This window comes from Vibrio salilacus, from assembly GCF_002811245.1.
Taxonomy (GTDB): domain Bacteria; phylum Pseudomonadota; class Gammaproteobacteria; order Enterobacterales; family Vibrionaceae; genus Vibrio; species Vibrio salilacus.
This window is the reverse complement of record NZ_NIVQ01000002.1, coordinates 240,589-256,529: the sequence shown is the minus strand read 5'-3', so window position 1 is coordinate 256,529 and position 15,941 is coordinate 240,589. Positions and strand designations below refer to the sequence as shown.

The window sequence follows — 15,941 nt, the reverse complement described above, 5'->3', positions numbered from 1 at the left end:
GGAGCCTCTTAATTAGTGTTATGAGTGCATACAAGCAAATGAGTTTTATGTAGAAAGGGTGTGAGCCCATTTTTTTAGTAGGATGCACTTTACAGTAGCTAGGATATTATTTCGAGAAAATGTCCAATTGCTGTGATTTGAGTCTTTTTTATGTTTAAAATGCAGACTAAAATGTCGTATTAGGTTAAATTTAATAAAATGAAATGTTTTGTAATGTAAATGACTTGTGGCACGAGTTTTTCGGCGTTGTTTCATCTTGATGCTTTTAGGTAAAACCAGATAACAACGGCGATAAAATCAGCCAAATTTATCTTTGATCAAGTAAATGATTAGATGTGACTGAAATTTGACCGTTTAACGCGATTTCCCTTGAGATTTTGTTTCGAACAATGAATATTGGTGTATTCCCTTTGAATTAGATTACATGGAGAGTTGAGAATGAGAGTAGGTTTAGTCGGTTGGCGCGGCATGGTAGGTTCGGTCCTGATGCAACGCATGGTAGAAGAAAAAGATTTCGATCTTATCGAGCCGGTATTTTACAGCACATCTCAAGTTGGTATCCCAGCTCCAAATTTGGGCAAAGATACTGGATTACTACAAGATGCTTTTGATATTGAGAGCCTCAAACAGCTAGATGCAGTGATCACTTGTCAAGGCGGAAGCTACACAGAGCAAGTATACCCAGCACTACGTCAAGCAGGTTGGAAAGGTTACTGGATTGACGCGGCATCAACACTGCGTATGGCGCAAGATTCAATCATTACGTTAGATCCTGTTAACCTAAGTCAAATCCAACAAGGTATTCATGCTGGCACCAACACGTTTGTTGGCGGTAACTGTACCGTTAGCTTAATGCTAATGGGCCTTGGTGGTTTATTTGAAAAGGGCTTGGTTGAGTGGACAAGCGCGATGACGTATCAAGCCGCCTCTGGTGCGGGTGCGCAAAACATGCGTGAGCTGATTTCTCAAATGGGAGTAATTAACGACTCAGTCAGTTCTGAATTGGCAAACCCTTCAAGTTCTATCTTGGATATCGATAAGAAAGTCGCAGATACCATGCGTTCTGCCCAGTTCCCGACGGACAAGTTTGGTGTTCCTTTGGCGGGCTCATTGATCCCATGGATCGATGTGAAGCGCGATAATGGTCAGAGTAAAGAAGAGTGGAAGGCTGGCGCGGAAGCGAATAAGATCCTTGGTTTCCAAAATGCACCTGTACCAATCGATGGCACGTGCGTCCGAATCGGTGCAATGCGCTGCCACTCTCAAGCCCTTACCATTAAGCTCAAGCAAAACGTACCGATGGATGAGATTGAAGAGATGATCGCTACGCACAATGATTGGGTTAAGGTTATTCCAAATGATCGTGACATCACGGCCGTCGAACTGACACCAGCCAAAGTCACTGGCACGCTATCAGTCCCTGTTGGCCGCTTGCGCAAAATGGCCATGGGTGATGATTTCTTAAATGCCTTTACCGTTGGTGACCAATTGCTGTGGGGTGCGGCTGAGCCACTTCGTCGTACTTTGCGTATTATTCTTGCCGAGAAAAGTGAATAGTGCGAGGTTGTGTTAGTGTCGGAAATGCTCTAATTTCTGATCCGGCACTTTAGTAAAAAGTAAAGGCTGACGTGAATACGTCAGCCTTTTTAGCGATCATCATTACAACAAAGAGGACGCTCCCCACTGCTAAAGCCTCTTTCACCAAATGATTAAGCTAACCCAGGAAAGAGGTTACGTAGACCATTGGCGATAAATTCAATGCCTAAAGCGCCCAAAATCAAACCCATGATACGAGTAATGACGTTAATGCCGGTTTGACCTAAGAATCGAACAATTAATGGTGCTGAGCGAAACAGCAACCAAGAGCACAAGCAGAAAAGGCCAATCGTCAGCGCAATGCCAACAGTATCGAGCATGCTTGGGTAACGTGCGCCGTAGACGATAGTTGAACTGATTGCGCCTGGACCAGCCATTAGAGGCATTGCCAATGGAACCACACCAATTTGTTCGCGGCTAACGTATTCACTTTTTTCCTGTTTGTTCTGTTTATCCTCGCCCAACTTACCGCTCATCATTGAAAACGCAATACTCAGCAATAGCAATCCGCCAGCGACGCGGAATGAGTCTAGTGAGATGCTGAACATGTCGAGCAGCATTTGCCCCGCGAGTAATGACATAATCAAAATAATCGCAACGGCTAGGTTAGCGGTTGTTGCTGTTTTGTGTTTTTCTTCCATGGTCATGTGGCCAGTAAGAGAAACAAAAACAGGCATGATACCCACAGGGTTGACCGCAGCGACTAAGCCAAGGAAAAACTGCAAGAAAATAGCAGCATCGAAAGTTTGCATAAACGATACCTCCACTAAGGTGAGATAAAGAACAGGTGATTTGCGGAATATAGTCTAAATTATGCTCATGAACGAATGAAAAAAACTAACGTCAAAGGGATTTCATTACTGAGAAAATCTTATGCCTGAAAGGAATGTAAATATTAACGTCACACTTTGTTGCGTAAAATGGCACGGTCAGGCCTGCTTGTGTACACAAACGTTAACATTCGCACACTTTCAATAAAAATTGAGTATTACGCTAGAGGAATTTGGTCTTCAGATATACTCTCAGTGGCACAAGGTTTGCGGACTACATGTAAGTTTGTAGTCAAAAAATGAAAACTTTTTACAAAATGTTGTCGTATTTCAAGAAAATTGTTCTAAGTGGTGATAATTTGTTCAAATGCCACAACTGTTGATAGTCTTTAATATTCAATGTGTTAGGTCTTAAAATTCACAGAGACCGACACGAGATGAGTAAATAGTTTTCCAGAACTGATCTGGGTCAATTTTTTTCACAACCTGAAATAATATACTCAGCCCTGAAAGCAATTTACTAAGACGTCTGTTTTGAAGATAACAGTGACCTTAATAAAAAGTTTTTAATATTTATTAATTTAGGAGATTCACTATGCCTGTAACTAATTTGGCTGAACTAGACGCTCTCGTCGCTCGCGTTAAAGCGGCTCAAGAAGAGTTCGCGACTTTCTCACAAGAGAAAGTGGACGCAATCTTCCGCGCAGCATCTCTAGCAGCTAACCATGCTCGTATCCCGCTAGCACAACAAGCGGTTGCTGAGTCTGGCATGGGTATTGTTGAAGACAAAGTTATCAAAAACCACTTTGCTTCAGAGTTCATCTACAACAAATACAAAGACGAAAAAACGTGTGGCATCCTAGAAGAAGATGACAACCTAGGCACAATGACTATCGCTGAGCCTGTCGGTATTATCTGTGGTATCGTTCCAACAACGAACCCAACTTCTACAGCCATCTTTAAATCTCTTATCTCTTTGAAGACTCGTAACGGTATCATCTTCTCGCCACACCCACGTGCAAAGAACTCAACTAACGACGCAGCGAAACTGGTTCTAGATGCAGCAGTAGCCGCAGGTGCACCACAAGACATCATCGGTTGGATTGACCAACCATCTGTAGAGCTTTCTAACGCGCTTATGAAGCACGACGGTATTGCACTTATCCTTGCTACTGGTGGTCCAGGCATGGTGAAAGCAGCATACTCTTCTGGTAAGCCTGCTATCGGTGTTGGTGCAGGTAACGTTCCTGTTGTTATCGATGAAACGGCTGACATTAAACGTGCTGTAGCATCTATCCTTATGTCTAAAACGTTTGATAACGGTGTTGTCTGTGCTTCTGAGCAAGCTGCAATCGTTGTTAGCGAAGTCTATGACGAAGTTAAAGAGCGTTTCGCTTCTCACAAAGCTCACGTTCTATCTAAAGCTGACGCTGATAAAGTACGTAAAGTGCTGCTTATCGACGGCAACCTAAACGCTAAAATCGTAGGTCAACCTGCTCCAGCAATCGCTGAAATGGCGGGTGTTAAAGTTCCTGCTGATACAAAAGTGCTTGTAGGTGAAGGTCTTGGTAAGGTGTCTTACGATGACGAATTCGCTCATGAGAAACTGTCTCCAACGTTAGGTCTATTCCGCGCAGACGACTTCGAAGATGCAGTTGCTCAAGCGGTAACTATGGTTGAAATCGGTGGTATCGGCCACACATCTGGTCTTTACACTAACCAAGATACTAACGCAGACCGCATCCGTTACTTTGGTGACAAGATGAAGACGGCTCGTATCCTAATCAACATCCCGACGACTCACGGTGGTATCGGTGACCTGTACAACTTCAACGTTGCACCTTCTCTAACTCTAGGTTGTGGTTCATGGGGTGGTAACTCTATCTCTGAGAACGTAGGTCCTAAGCACCTTATCAACAAGAAAACTGTAGCGAAGCGAGCTGAAAACATGTTGTGGCACAAACTACCTAAGTCTATCTACTTCCGTCGTGGTAGCCTTCCAATCGCAATGAGCGACCTAGAAGGCAAGAAACGCGCATTCCTAGTAACTGACCGTTTCCTATTCAACAATGGTTACGCAGATGACGTAGTTAACCTGCTTAAAGCACAAGGCATCGAAGTGCAAACTTTCTTCGACGTAGAAGCGGATCCAACGCTATCTGTTGTTGAGAAAGGTGCTGAAGCAATGAAGAGCTTCCAGCCTGACGTAATCCTTGCTCTAGGTGGCGGTTCTCCAATGGATGCGGCTAAGATCATGTGGGTTATGTACGAGCACCCAGACACTCACTTTGAAGAACTAGCAATGCGCTTTATGGATATCCGTAAACGTATTTACAAGTTCCCTAAAATGGGTCAAAAAGCTGAGCTTGTCTGTATCACTACAACTTCAGGTACAGGTTCAGAGGTTACTCCATTCGCTGTTGTTACAGACGACAAGACTGGTGCTAAGTACCCACTAGCTGACTACGAAATTACGCCAAACATGGCTATCGTTGATGCCAACCTTGTTATGAACATGCCTAAGTCTCTAACAGCGTTTGGTGGTTACGATGCAGTAACTCACGCTCTTGAAGCTTATGTATCTGTTCTTGCTAACGAATACTCAGATGGCCAAGCTCTTCAAGCGCTTAAGATGCTTAAAGAATACCTACCATCAAGCTACAAAAATGGCGCAAGCGACCCAATCGCTCGTGAGAAAGTACATAACGCAGCAACCATCGCTGGTATTGCTTTTGCGAACGCATTCCTAGGTGTTTGTCACTCTATGGCTCACAAAATTGGTGCAGAGTTCCACCTACCACACGGTCTTGCTAACGCACTACTTATCTCAAACGTGGTACGTTACAACGCGAACGATAACCCAACTAAGCAGACTGCATTCTCTCAGTACGACCGTCCACAAGCACGTCGTCGTTACGCTGAAGTTGCTGACCACCTAGGCCTAAGCCAAGCTGGTGACCGTACTGCTCAGAAGATTGAACGTCTACTGACTTGGTTAGAAGAGCTTAAAGTTGACCTAGACATTCCACTGTCTATCCAAGCTGCGGGCGTTGCTGAATCTGACTTCATGGCGAAACTAGACGAGCTAGCGGTTGAAGCGTTCGATGACCAGTGTACAGGTGCTAACCCACGTTACCCTCTAATCACTGAGCTAAAAGAAGTGCTAACAACTTCTTACTTCGGCCAACCATACGTTGAAGGCGAAACGTTTGAAGGTACGACTGTAATCAAAAAGAAAGCAGATCAAGTTGCTCAAGACGCACCAAAATCGAAGAAAGCAAAAGCTAACGCATAAGTAAAATGTTAGTGATGAGATAGGCTTTCGCTAGCACGAAACCTACTAAACATCGGGAAAAGAACAAGCCCCAGTCGAGAGACTGGGGCTTTTTTTAGATGCGAGAGTGGACTTCGACCTTCTAGATATTATAACGCTTCGCTTCGAGATCTGCTCTGCTAGAGGAACATCCCTCAGTACCGAGTTAAGTTTTTATTAGAGGCTAACATCTAGAATGCAGAAAAAAGGTTGACGCCTGAACGTCAACCTTGCGGGATTTTATCGCTTATCGCTTATCGCTTATCGCTTATCGCTTATCGCTTATCGCTTATCGCTACTTTTCTTCGTCAGGTAACTTGACGTTTAGCTCAAGCACCGAGATATCATCGTCTTTGTGTTCGAAGGTTAGGTCGACCATTGATGGATCTACTGCGACGTACTTAGCGATCACTTTAAGAATATCTTCTTTCAGTTGAGGTAGGTAGGAAGGCGCAGGATCGCCCTCACTACGACGCTCGGCGACAATAATTTGTAGTCGCTCTTTGGCTAAGTTGGCCGACGTTTTTTTCTGCGGGCGGAAAAACTCTAGTAATGACATGCCGTGTTAGCCTCCAAATAGTCGTTTGAAAATGCCTTTTTTCTGTTCAGTCAGAAAGCGGAAATCCACTTGCTGGCCAAGCAGACGTTCGACGGTGTCGGCGTAGGCCATACCAGCATCAGACTGTTCATCAAAAATGACTGGAATACCTTTGTTTGAGGCATTCAATACCGCTTGGCTTTCTGGAATAACACCAAGCAGGCCGATGTGCAAAATCTCTTCAACGTCTTCAACGCTGAGCATCTCACCTTGCGTTACGCGCAATGGGTTATAGCGGGTCAACAGTAGGTGCTGTTTTACCGGTTCTAACCCTTCCTCGGCACGGAGAGACTTCGAGTCAAGGATACCTAAGATACGGTCCGAGTCACGGACAGACGAGACTTCTGGGTTAGTGGTGACAATCGCTTCATCTGCAAAGTATAGTGCCATTAATGCCCCTTGCTCGATACCAGCAGGGGAATCACAAATAATAAAGTCAAAGCCCATCTCATCGAGTTCGTCGAGAACACGGCGCACGCCTTCTCGAGTCAGTGCGTCTTTATCGCGTGTTTGTGAGGCAGGCAGAATAAACAGGTTTTTTGTGCGTTTGTCTTTGATCATCGCTTGATTGAGAGTTGCTTCACCGTTGATGACGTTAACAAAGTCATAAACGACGCGGCGCTCACAGCCCATGATCAAGTCGAGATTACGTAAGCCGATATCAAAGTCGATCACTGCGGTTTTTTTACCTTTTACCGCTAGACCAGAAGCGATCGCGGCACTAGATGTGGTTTTACCCACTCCGCCTTTACCTGAAGTAACAACAATAACGCGTGCCATTATCCGTTCCTTTTATTTTTAAATTGTTAACAACTCAAACTTGAGCGAGTCGCTGTCCAAACTGAACATTATTTTTTGTTGCCAGAACTGCTCTGGGAATTGCTCGGTCAGCCAGTAGTGTCCGGCAATTGACATCAGTTCTGCATTAAGTTTGTTGCAGATTATCATGGCTGAAGTATTGCCGCTTGCTCCAGCGATTGCGCGGCCACGCAATGTGCCATGGATATGGATCGAGCCATCTGCGATCACCTCAGCGCCTTCGCTGACATGATTGAGCACAACTAAGTCAGCGTCCTTAGCATAAATTTGCTGGCCAGAACGGACCGGAGTGCGAATAACTTTTGTCGGTGCCATTGTCGCCGGGGCTTGGGACGGCGACTTACTGGCTGACATCACGGCAAATTTAGCTTCAGAGGCTAGGTTTTGCGTCCGTTTATCTTTACAGCCAGTCACCCCTACGGGAATCATGCCCGCTTGGGAAATGCCCTGTTTTAGTCTCTGAAAATCTAATTCACCCTCGACTTGGGCAATATTGATCACCACTGGCGCATGGGAGAAAAATGCTGGTGCTTGCTCTACCTTTTGCTGTAGAAAATCGATTGTTCTGTCAATATCATTGTCAGAAAGGTGTAAAACTGACAAAGTAAAGCTACTGCCTTTTAGGTCTGGGGTATGTGGCATCTTTTACTTACAACCTCTTAAGGGCGTTGCTTGAGACTAGGGGTGTCATGTTATATTCCCATTAAAAGCACAGCAAGTTATCTTGCGCTCAATTGACCGTTTTGCTCTCAAAAATAGCGAAACATTAACGTTCCACCCAATAATCGGACTAAAGGCTCACAATGCTTTGTGCAATATACAAAAGTGCTAAAAAAGAAGGCGCTTATCTATACATTCCTAAAAAGGATGATTTTTCACAAGTTCCTGACACATTGATGCAGATGTTTGGCAAACCTACTATGGTTATGGTGGTCAAATTAGACGGACGAACGTTAGCACAGGTTGATATTGAAAAAGTGAAGCAATCGCTACTAGATGATGGTTACTTTTTACAGCTTCCACCACCACCAAAAAATTTATTAGACGAATACAAAGAGCACAAACAAACTCGCCAGCAATCTAAACAATAATAACGCTATAACTAAGGTTGCCGATTCTATTGCTCAAGGAGGGCAATGTGAAAAAACTACTGTCAGTCGTATTAGGTCTCGCTCTCGCCAGTTCGGTGAATGCCAACCCAGCGAGCTTCGAACAATATGTCGAAGGCTTAAAACAAGAAGCCCGTCAAAAAGGTATTTCAGAACAAGTGCTCAACCAGGCATTTTCAGATGTCAAGCATAAACCGCGTGCGGTTAAAGCGGATAAAAACCAGCCAGAGAAAAGGCTCACTCTTGATGAGTACATTCCACGCGCTGTGCCAGACTGGAAAGTCAAACAAGCCAAAGATCTCTACCAGAAGCATTACGCTGATCTGAGTCGGATTGGCGACCAATATGGCGTTCAACCACGTTTTATTGTCGCACTTTGGGGAGTCGAGAGTAACTTTGGTACTTTTACTGGTCACTACCCAGTGATTGATGCTCTGGCGACCCTTGCTTACGATGGGCGAAGAGAGGCCTTTTTCCGCAAAGAAACTATGGCTGCGCTGCAAATCCTTGAGGAAGGGCATATCGATTTCAACGATTTCAAAGGCTCTTGGGCTGGCGCGATGGGGCAATGTCAATTTATGCCGAGTTCGTTTCTTGCCTTTGCCGCTGACGGCAATGAGGATGGTAAGAAAGATATTTGGAACACTGAAGCGGATGTTTTTGCTTCTGCGGCCAATTATCTCAGTCAATCAGGCTGGAGTGATACATACACTTGGGGGCGTCAGGTTAAACTGCCGCAAGGGTTTGATACCAACATTCAAGGTCGTAGTGACGAGAAAGGTAAGTATTTACAGCAGTGGAGTGAGCTTGGCGTCACTCGCTACGATGGTCGTCCGCTGCCCAAACTTGATAAGGATATTAAGGCTTGGTTGATCGCTCCTGATGACGCTAATGGTCGTGTTTATCTGGTGTACAATAACTACAATGTTTTAATGAAGTGGAATCGCTCTTACTACTTCGCTCTTGCCGTCAGTCATTTGGCGGATAGAATTAGTTTATAAATAAACAATATATTCAAAGGAGTTCAATTGAGCTCCTTTTTCATTTTGGAGAGAATGTGCTTTCAGAACGTGCTGCGCAAATGGTGATCTTTGCCGCTTTGCTAAAACATAAGAACTTTACTTTAGCTGCCAAGAGTCTTGAAGTGTCGGTTTCTCATGTCAGCAAACAATTGGCTCAGTTGGAGTCCTCATTAGGTGTAAAGCTTGTACAACGTACTACCCGCAGTTTTACGCCAACAGAAGTGGGACAGAAGTTTCACCAGCATTGTGTTCACTTAGTGTCGGTTGTCGGTGAGGCAAATCTTGAAGTGGAAAGCCAGCGAGACGAAGTCGCAGGTTTGGTTAAGATCGGCTTATCTCAGTCGTTTGGGACGTTGCATATCATTCCTGCTATTGATGAGTTGCGGCAACAGTATCCCAATCTGCAAGTTGAAGTTCATCTTTTTGATTACAAGGTGGACATGCTAGAAGAAGGGCTAGATCTTTGGATCACCAACAATGAACATTTACCCGAAGGATACGTGGCTCAGCGTTTGGCTGACTCGCAATTTGTGGTGGCTGCGTCTCCTGATTACTTAGTCAAGCATCAAACCCCCATTCACCCCAGTGAGCTAATCGATCATAACTGCTTGATCTATCGTAGTTGGGAGAGAGATTACACTCGATGGGCGTTCAGCAACCATCAAGAGCAACTGAATATCAAAGTGTCGGGCAACTACTCGGTAGATTTGGCTGAAGCGGTTCGCGATGCAGCGGTGGCAGGGTGGGGGATTGCATATCTCGCAACTTATCTGATTGGTGACGAGTTTAAGCGTGGGCAACTGATTCAGTTGTTTCCCGATTGGTGTGCTTGCCAAAGTATGCCGTTTTATGCGGTTTATCCAAGTCGTCATTATTTGCCTAAGAAGACAGTCGCTGTTATTGAGTTTATTAAACAAAAAATCGGTAATCCGTGTCACTGGGATAAAAAGCTCGCGCCATATGTACAACGACCTTGATTAGACAGGTGTTCACTAATAAGTTTTTCCTATTCCATAAACATAATTTCCAAATAGAAAAGTTCGATTTAAGCAAACGTTTATATGTATTTTAATCAACGAGTTAAGGTGGTGGTGTTTTTTTGCTCGGCATAAAATACATCCATTTAACAACTGTGACTTGCATCTCGTTTTTAAATCCATAGACTCCGACGCCACTCTTGTTCCCCCTTTTTGTCGGATTCATTTTATGAACTCAATATTTGGTATCGTCGCCATACTATTCACCGCTTGGCTACTGTCTACAAATAGAAAGCAAATCAACTTTAAAACCGTTTCACTGGCGTTTGTTCTGCAAATTACCTTTGCCTTGTTGGTACTTTATGTTCCGGCGGGCAAAGAGGCGTTAAGCAGCGTTACGGGCGCAGTGTCTAACCTGATTAATTATGGACAAGAAGGTATTACTTTCTTATTTGGTGGTTTAGCTACGGGGGGGTTTACTTTTGCGATCAACGTGCTTGGTATCATCATTTTCTTTTCTGCTCTGATTTCAGGCCTTTATCATATTGGGTTGATGCCCAAAGTGATTAACTTCATTGGCGGTGGTTTGCAAAAACTACTTGGTATTGGCCGCGCTGAGTCGCTTTCGGCAACGGCGAACATTTTTGTTGGCATGATAGAAGCCCCGTTAGTGGTAAAGCCTTACCTTAAACAAATGACAAATTCACAATTTTTCGCAGTGATGACTGGTGGACTGGCGTCTGTAGCTGGTGGCACTTTGGTCGGTTACGCGTCATTGGGCGTGGATCTCAACTATTTGATTGCTGCAGCGTTTATGTCAGCGCCAGCAGGTTTGTTAATGGCCAAAATCTTAGTGCCAGAGACCGAAACGATCGATAGTGTCACTGAGCTTGATAACGCAGAAATGCCCAAAGCGACTAATGTTGTTGAAGCTATGGCAGATGGTGCGATGTCGGGTTTACGAATTGCGGTTGCAGTTGGTGCAACGTTGCTGGCATTCATCAGTGTGATTGCCATGCTTAACGGCATGCTTGGCTGGATTGGGAACTTAATTGGGGTTTCGTTGAGCTTTGAACTTATCCTTGGCTACTTGTTTGCGCCAGTCGCGTGGTTACTGGGTATTCCTTGGCATGAAGCGGTTACCGCAGGATCTTTAATTGGCAATAAAATTGTAGTTAATGAGTTTGTCGCTTTTATTCAATTGATGGAAGTGCAGAGTCAATTAAGTGAACACTCGCAAGCGATTGTTACCTTTGCATTATGTGGTTTTGCTAATATTTCAACCATGGCGATGTTGATTGGTGGGCTAGGTAGTCTAGTGCCCGAGAAACGTCCGTTTATTTCTAAATATGGATTCCGCGCCATTGCAGCGGGCGTGATGGCCAATTTAATGAGTGCCTCTATTGCAGGTGTTATTCTTAGTTTGTAACAAGGCGTATAGGGTATAAGCGGTTAGGCTTGTGCGCTTTGAGTTGAATCTAAATAAAACGGGCAGCCCAATGAGCTGCCCGTTGCTTTATCTCGATCTTGTTGGAGATTATTTTTTGGTGTGGAACTGCTCACAGGCGAGCATGGTGTTCTCAATCAAGCTAGCGACTGTCATTGGGCCAACACCACCAGGGACTGGCGTGATGAAACTTGCGTGCTCTTTTGCATTTGCGTAGTCAATATCCCCGACAAGCTTGCCAGACTCTAAACGGTTAATACCAACATCAACCACGACTGCACCATCTTTAATCCAGTTACCAGGGATGAAGTTCGGCTTACCTACCGCAACTACCACGACATCGGCTTGACGAACATGGCCTTCTAAATCTTTGGTAAAACGGTGACATGTGGTTGTCGTACAACCCGCAAGCAATAGCTCTAAGGTCATCGGGCGGCCGACGATGTTGGAAGCACCAACAACAACCGCATGTTTACCACGTAGATCGATGTTATAACGGTCAAGTAGGGTAATAATGCCTTTTGGCGTACATGAGCGAAGCTTAGGAATGCGTTGTGCTAGGCGCCCGACATTGTATGGGTGAAAGCCATCGACATCTTTTTCAGGGTGGATGCGTTCGAGAACGTGAGTGGTATCGATGCCCGCTGGTAGCGGAAGTTGAACTAAGATACCGTCGATCTCAGCGTCGTTGTTTAGCTCATCAATTAATGCGAGAAGGTCTTGTTCACTTGTGCTGGCGGGTAAATCAAATGACTTGGATACAAATCCTACCTCTTCACACGCGCGGCGCTTGCTACCCACATACACTTGTGATGCGGCGTCTTCGCCAACTAGCACTACTGCAAGTCCTGGGGCACGTAACCCCGCTTCTTTGCGAGCCTTTACTCGTGCCGCAACTTCAGAGCGCACAGTTTGAGAAATAAGAGTTCCATCGATATTTTGAGCTGTCATGACTTTCCTTAAGAAATGAATGGCGACTTATTTGCCGCGCATTGTCGCAAATTATTTAATGAACATCTATAAGCAAACGTTTGCTTCGTGGTAAATTTAAGCAATGAATGCTGTGGTGACTTTTTTTTGTTCATTCAGGATAGATTGTTAACAAAAGCTCTTGTGTTAACAGTTTGAACTCGTATAATTCTGTCCCTGTAGCGCGCCCTTAGCTCAGCTGGATAGAGCACGTCCCTTCTAAGGATGTGGTCGTAGGTTCGAATCCTACAGGGCGTGCCATTTATTTCGGGGCGTAGCAGGTTAGTACTTGCTACGCCCTTTTTCGTTTTTGCTATTTTTAGTCAAGTAACTAGTCAAGTAACTAGTCAAGTAAGCGTGAAGCTTAATGTAACTAACTGAATTACCATGCTTACTATTCCCCTTTCAATGTTAGTACGTGCTTTGTTTACATTGGGGAGTTGGGCATCGATGTATTGCCAAATCCTAGTTGATACCGAAGGAGTGCTACTATGGTGTGGATATATCAAGTGCTTTATAAACTCATATCAAAGGCAATACAGGGCTGATGTTGACTGTACTTTGAACATGCTCATGAAAGATCTTAGTTTTATCCATGTAATGGTCAGGTAAAGCGATAGAATACACGCTCGGACAATGGCCGAAACTTATTCGCTACATTGACGACAGCCACTTAACTATCGACAATAACCGTGCTGAACGTGCAATTAAGCCGCTGGTCATTGGCAGAAAAAACTGGCTCTTCTCGACCAACCCAAATGAGGCTGAAGTGAGTACGATACTTTACAGCATCGTCGAGACAGCGAAAGCTGAGCCTAATATAGATGCGCTTCTACCATGGAACTTCAAACATTAGCAAACCGCCCCGTAGGTTCATGGGCGCTTACGTCTTAGCTACCTAGTTTTAGTTTTTCAGTCATATTAAGTGAGTTGTTGAAGATAGAGTCAGCAATTTGAGTCGGGAACTCTTTAGGTAATCTGGATTTTAAGCGCTCAATAGCTTTAGGCATTTCAACTTGCATTTCATCAAGAATCGCTTGCATTTTTTCTTGGTCAAAACCTACATGCTTAGCTGTATCAATAAAGTGACGAGGATAGATTTTACTTATCTCATACTTTTTACCCTTGGTTGCTTTTAACCCCATAGCAAGCTTTAACTTCCGAATGTTTAGGCCTTTTCCTCCTAGTACTGGGTATGCTGATAAAATGTCGTAGAAAGGGGTTAGTCTGTAGCTTCCTCCTTTTTCTATAAAGATAGAAAAGTTTTTAGCATGTCCATCTGTTGCGCCGATTGCCCATTGAAAAACTTGGAATTTCATAAAGTTATATTGATCTTCGATTGCATTGTTAGAACCCATTAATAGATCCATTATTTCTGCAATTCCAGGTCCACCTTGAGATTCATATTTGATAGATGAGGGCATCCCTTTTACCTGGCAAATATCTTCCTGTGGCAAACGCAATAGTTTTGTTTTATCACGGTTCCAACGTCTATCAAAGCGCTCTACTGCTAATGCTTTTACTTCACTTGTTTGGATGATTTCAACTTTAGGTACTTGAAAACCAAGCTCCCGAGCTAACTCAATACATAAGAATTCATTTTCAACACTATCTGTTAAATCCAATGTTGCTTGAGCTTGCTGTATCTCACCGATAGGTAACTTTATAATGTGTGTTGTTGGTGTATTACCTTTTGGTATACACCATTGTTCGTTGAAGCGAAGTAGAGCTGTTTTTTCTTGGGCGCCTGCTACAGAAATCCTAAAATCATCTTCCTCTTCTAGCATTCCTAGTGGGATGTCCGACTTGTAGGCGAGAAGTACATTTTCAAGTTTGTTCTCGTCTAATATTTTATAGCTAAGAGGCTCTTCTTTGTAAGGTTGATCTGGAGGCAATAATGAGATTGCTCCAACACTATCTTTCCCAACTTCTTTGAGAAGATCAAATGGCTGTTTAGATGCTGCCTTGTATCTTGCTACAATTCTGTCTCGAACTTTTGGGGCGTCAGGCAAAAGGTTATCAAAGTAGTTGATGACTGCGTCTGACTTTATAGAATTTAGTTGTAGTTTTAATGATAGTGATAAAGGGCGGGCTTTATCACTATCAATCCAGCTAGGGTCATATTTGAAAGAATGTGCTCCATTTGTTTGTTTTTGTAATCTACCAACAAGCTCTCCGTTCATATATGCGACTAATTCTTGCATCACCAATCCTCATCACTATTAGTATTGCTCTCTGGCTTATGATTTTTTTCATTAACACTTACTGTCAACTCCATCGCTTGGAGCAGCTTGAAAAAGGTTGAAAGTGTTGTTCCACTAGGATTATTTTCAAAGTTAGAAATAGTCGATTGTTTTAAACCTACTTTTTTTGCTAGCTCACTTTGACTCCAGCGATTTTTTTGCCTGATGAGTAGCATTCTGTCTGCGAGTTGTTTTGGGCTATATATCATTTGTACTACCCCCGAGTAGCCTGTTTATCTAGTGAGATCCGCATAACCTATTCGACCTATATTCAAAATTTGCTATAGATTTTTAGTGATATTATCCCTTACAAGCGATAATAACATGACTATCCTTTTCAGGGGATAGATAATGCACTATCCCTTCTGGGGGATAGATAGCGCATTATCCCTTTTAGGGGATAGATAGTGCCTTATCCCTTTCGGGGGATAGATAATGCTTTACCCCTCTATAGGATATATCTATTCAGGCATACATCTTTGAGTCCTAAACAAGATCTCAAATAGTCTAATAAAACTTGGTTAGGGGATCTGAGTCTGTTACTTTTTCTTTTATGTTATTACAAATCAAATGCTTAATGTTTGGTTTCTGTTTTTGCATATCTAATCTGGTAGCTATTTCTGGATCAATGATTGGTTGACTCGACATTAATACCCGCCATTTGATTAAACCGAGCGTTATGTTGTATTTCGCGCTCATTGCACTTTTAAATTACCAATTCTGAAGTTTCCTAAACAAGACTCTAAGTCGAGCTAGCTTGGTTAGTTAGGGCGTATCACATCATTCAATTACTCCATACATGAGAATGTGGTTATTACATAGGGTTGTTTAACCCAATTAAATTTCAAGATATGAAGGTCAGACAGCCATTCCCACGCATGGGAATGCGCTTATAACGTGGGAGTGTTTAATGAATTGGGTGTGACGATATCGAAATAACGGCACTATTCCCACGCATGGGAATGCGCTTATAACGTGGGAGTGTTTAATGAATTGGGTGTGACGATATCGAAATAACGGCACCATTCCCACGCATGGGAATGCGCTTATAACGTGTGCGTATTTCGGTGATTGCGAT

Annotated in this window: 13 protein-coding genes, 1 tRNA gene and 1 pseudogene; 8 read left to right on the top strand and 7 right to left on the bottom strand. The window is 43.6% G+C overall.

What is annotated here, in order from left to right:
- The first annotated feature begins 438 nt into the window (after nucleotides 1-438).
- The gene (asd, locus tag CDZ87_RS02560) at nucleotides 439-1,557 is read left to right on the top strand and encodes an aspartate-semialdehyde dehydrogenase (protein ID WP_100752034.1); all 1,119 of its coding nucleotides are present in this window, start codon (nucleotides 439-441) and stop codon (nucleotides 1,555-1,557) included.
- A gap of 152 nt (nucleotides 1,558-1,709) precedes the next feature.
- On the opposite strand, the gene CDZ87_RS02555 is transcribed toward asd, so the two are convergent.
- The gene (locus tag CDZ87_RS02555) at nucleotides 1,710-2,348 is read right to left on the bottom strand and encodes a YchE family NAAT transporter (protein WP_100752033.1); all 639 of its coding nucleotides are present in this window, start codon (nucleotides 2,346-2,348) and stop codon (nucleotides 1,710-1,712) included.
- A gap of 613 nt (nucleotides 2,349-2,961) precedes the next feature.
- On the opposite strand from CDZ87_RS02555, the gene adhE reads away from it, so the two are divergent.
- Nucleotides 2,962-5,661: a bifunctional acetaldehyde-CoA/alcohol dehydrogenase gene (gene adhE / locus CDZ87_RS02550; protein WP_100752032.1), complete on the top strand. Its 2,700-nt coding sequence runs from the start codon at nucleotides 2,962-2,964 to the stop codon at nucleotides 5,659-5,661.
- A gap of 313 nt (nucleotides 5,662-5,974) precedes the next feature.
- On the opposite strand, the gene minE is transcribed toward adhE, so the two are convergent.
- The 3 genes from minE to minC are packed head-to-tail and all read right to left on the bottom strand — an operon-like array spanning nucleotide 5,975 to nucleotide 7,738.
- A complete protein-coding gene (gene minE, locus CDZ87_RS02545; protein ID WP_100752031.1) occupies nucleotides 5,975-6,238 on the bottom strand; it encodes a cell division topological specificity factor MinE in 264 nt (87 codons plus the stop codon).
- A 6-nt stretch (nucleotides 6,239-6,244) separates the two neighbouring features.
- The gene (minD, locus tag CDZ87_RS02540; RefSeq protein WP_100752030.1) at nucleotides 6,245-7,057 is read right to left on the bottom strand and encodes a septum site-determining protein MinD; all 813 of its coding nucleotides are present in this window, start codon (nucleotides 7,055-7,057) and stop codon (nucleotides 6,245-6,247) included.
- 18 nt (nucleotides 7,058-7,075) lie between these two features.
- A complete protein-coding gene (minC, locus tag CDZ87_RS02535) occupies nucleotides 7,076-7,738 on the bottom strand; it encodes a septum site-determining protein MinC (RefSeq protein WP_100752029.1) in 663 nt (220 codons plus the stop codon).
- Nucleotides 7,739-7,899: 161 nt separating this feature from the next.
- On the opposite strand from minC, the gene CDZ87_RS02530 reads away from it, so the two are divergent.
- From CDZ87_RS02530 to CDZ87_RS02515, 4 genes are all read left to right on the top strand, one after another.
- A complete protein-coding gene (locus tag CDZ87_RS02530; protein ID WP_100752028.1) occupies nucleotides 7,900-8,187 on the top strand; it encodes a YcgL domain-containing protein in 288 nt (95 codons plus the stop codon).
- Nucleotides 8,188-8,234: 47 nt separating this feature from the next.
- Entirely contained in the window at nucleotides 8,235-9,206 is a 972-nt protein-coding gene (locus tag CDZ87_RS02525; protein WP_100752027.1) for a lytic murein transglycosylase, read from the top strand.
- Nucleotides 9,207-9,262: 56 nt separating this feature from the next.
- The gene (locus CDZ87_RS02520) at nucleotides 9,263-10,204 is read left to right on the top strand and encodes a LysR family transcriptional regulator (RefSeq protein ID WP_100752026.1); all 942 of its coding nucleotides are present in this window, start codon (nucleotides 9,263-9,265) and stop codon (nucleotides 10,202-10,204) included.
- 229 nt (nucleotides 10,205-10,433) lie between these two features.
- Nucleotides 10,434-11,633, top strand: a complete 1,200-nt coding sequence (locus tag CDZ87_RS02515; RefSeq protein WP_100752025.1) for a NupC/NupG family nucleoside CNT transporter — start codon at nucleotides 10,434-10,436, stop codon at nucleotides 11,631-11,633.
- A 108-nt stretch (nucleotides 11,634-11,741) separates the two neighbouring features.
- Here the strand turns inward: CDZ87_RS02515 and folD are convergent, their stop codons facing one another.
- Nucleotides 11,742-12,602: a bifunctional methylenetetrahydrofolate dehydrogenase/methenyltetrahydrofolate cyclohydrolase FolD gene (gene folD, locus CDZ87_RS02510; RefSeq protein WP_038172954.1), complete on the bottom strand. Its 861-nt coding sequence runs from the start codon at nucleotides 12,600-12,602 to the stop codon at nucleotides 11,742-11,744.
- A gap of 202 nt (nucleotides 12,603-12,804) precedes the next feature.
- On the opposite strand from folD, the gene CDZ87_RS02505 reads away from it, so the two are divergent.
- Both CDZ87_RS02505 and CDZ87_RS02500 read left to right on the top strand, forming a co-directional pair.
- Nucleotides 12,805-12,881: transfer RNA gene (locus CDZ87_RS02505), tRNA-Arg, on the top strand.
- A gap of 346 nt (nucleotides 12,882-13,227) precedes the next feature.
- A pseudogene (locus CDZ87_RS02500) lies at nucleotides 13,228-13,476 on the top strand (IS66 family transposase); the annotation flags it as partial.
- A 34-nt stretch (nucleotides 13,477-13,510) separates the two neighbouring features.
- On the opposite strand, the gene CDZ87_RS02495 reads toward CDZ87_RS02500, so the two are convergent.
- Together CDZ87_RS02495 and hipB are read right to left on the bottom strand one after the other, a co-directional pair.
- Nucleotides 13,511-14,824, bottom strand: a complete 1,314-nt coding sequence (locus CDZ87_RS02495) for a type II toxin-antitoxin system HipA family toxin (RefSeq protein WP_100752024.1) — start codon at nucleotides 14,822-14,824, stop codon at nucleotides 13,511-13,513.
- Nucleotides 14,824-15,072, bottom strand: a complete 249-nt coding sequence (gene hipB / locus CDZ87_RS02490) for a type II toxin-antitoxin system antitoxin HipB (RefSeq protein WP_085609381.1) — start codon at nucleotides 15,070-15,072, stop codon at nucleotides 14,824-14,826. Before hipB ends, CDZ87_RS02495 begins: the two co-directional genes overlap by 1 nt.
- Between the last annotated feature and the right edge of the window lie 869 nt (nucleotides 15,073-15,941).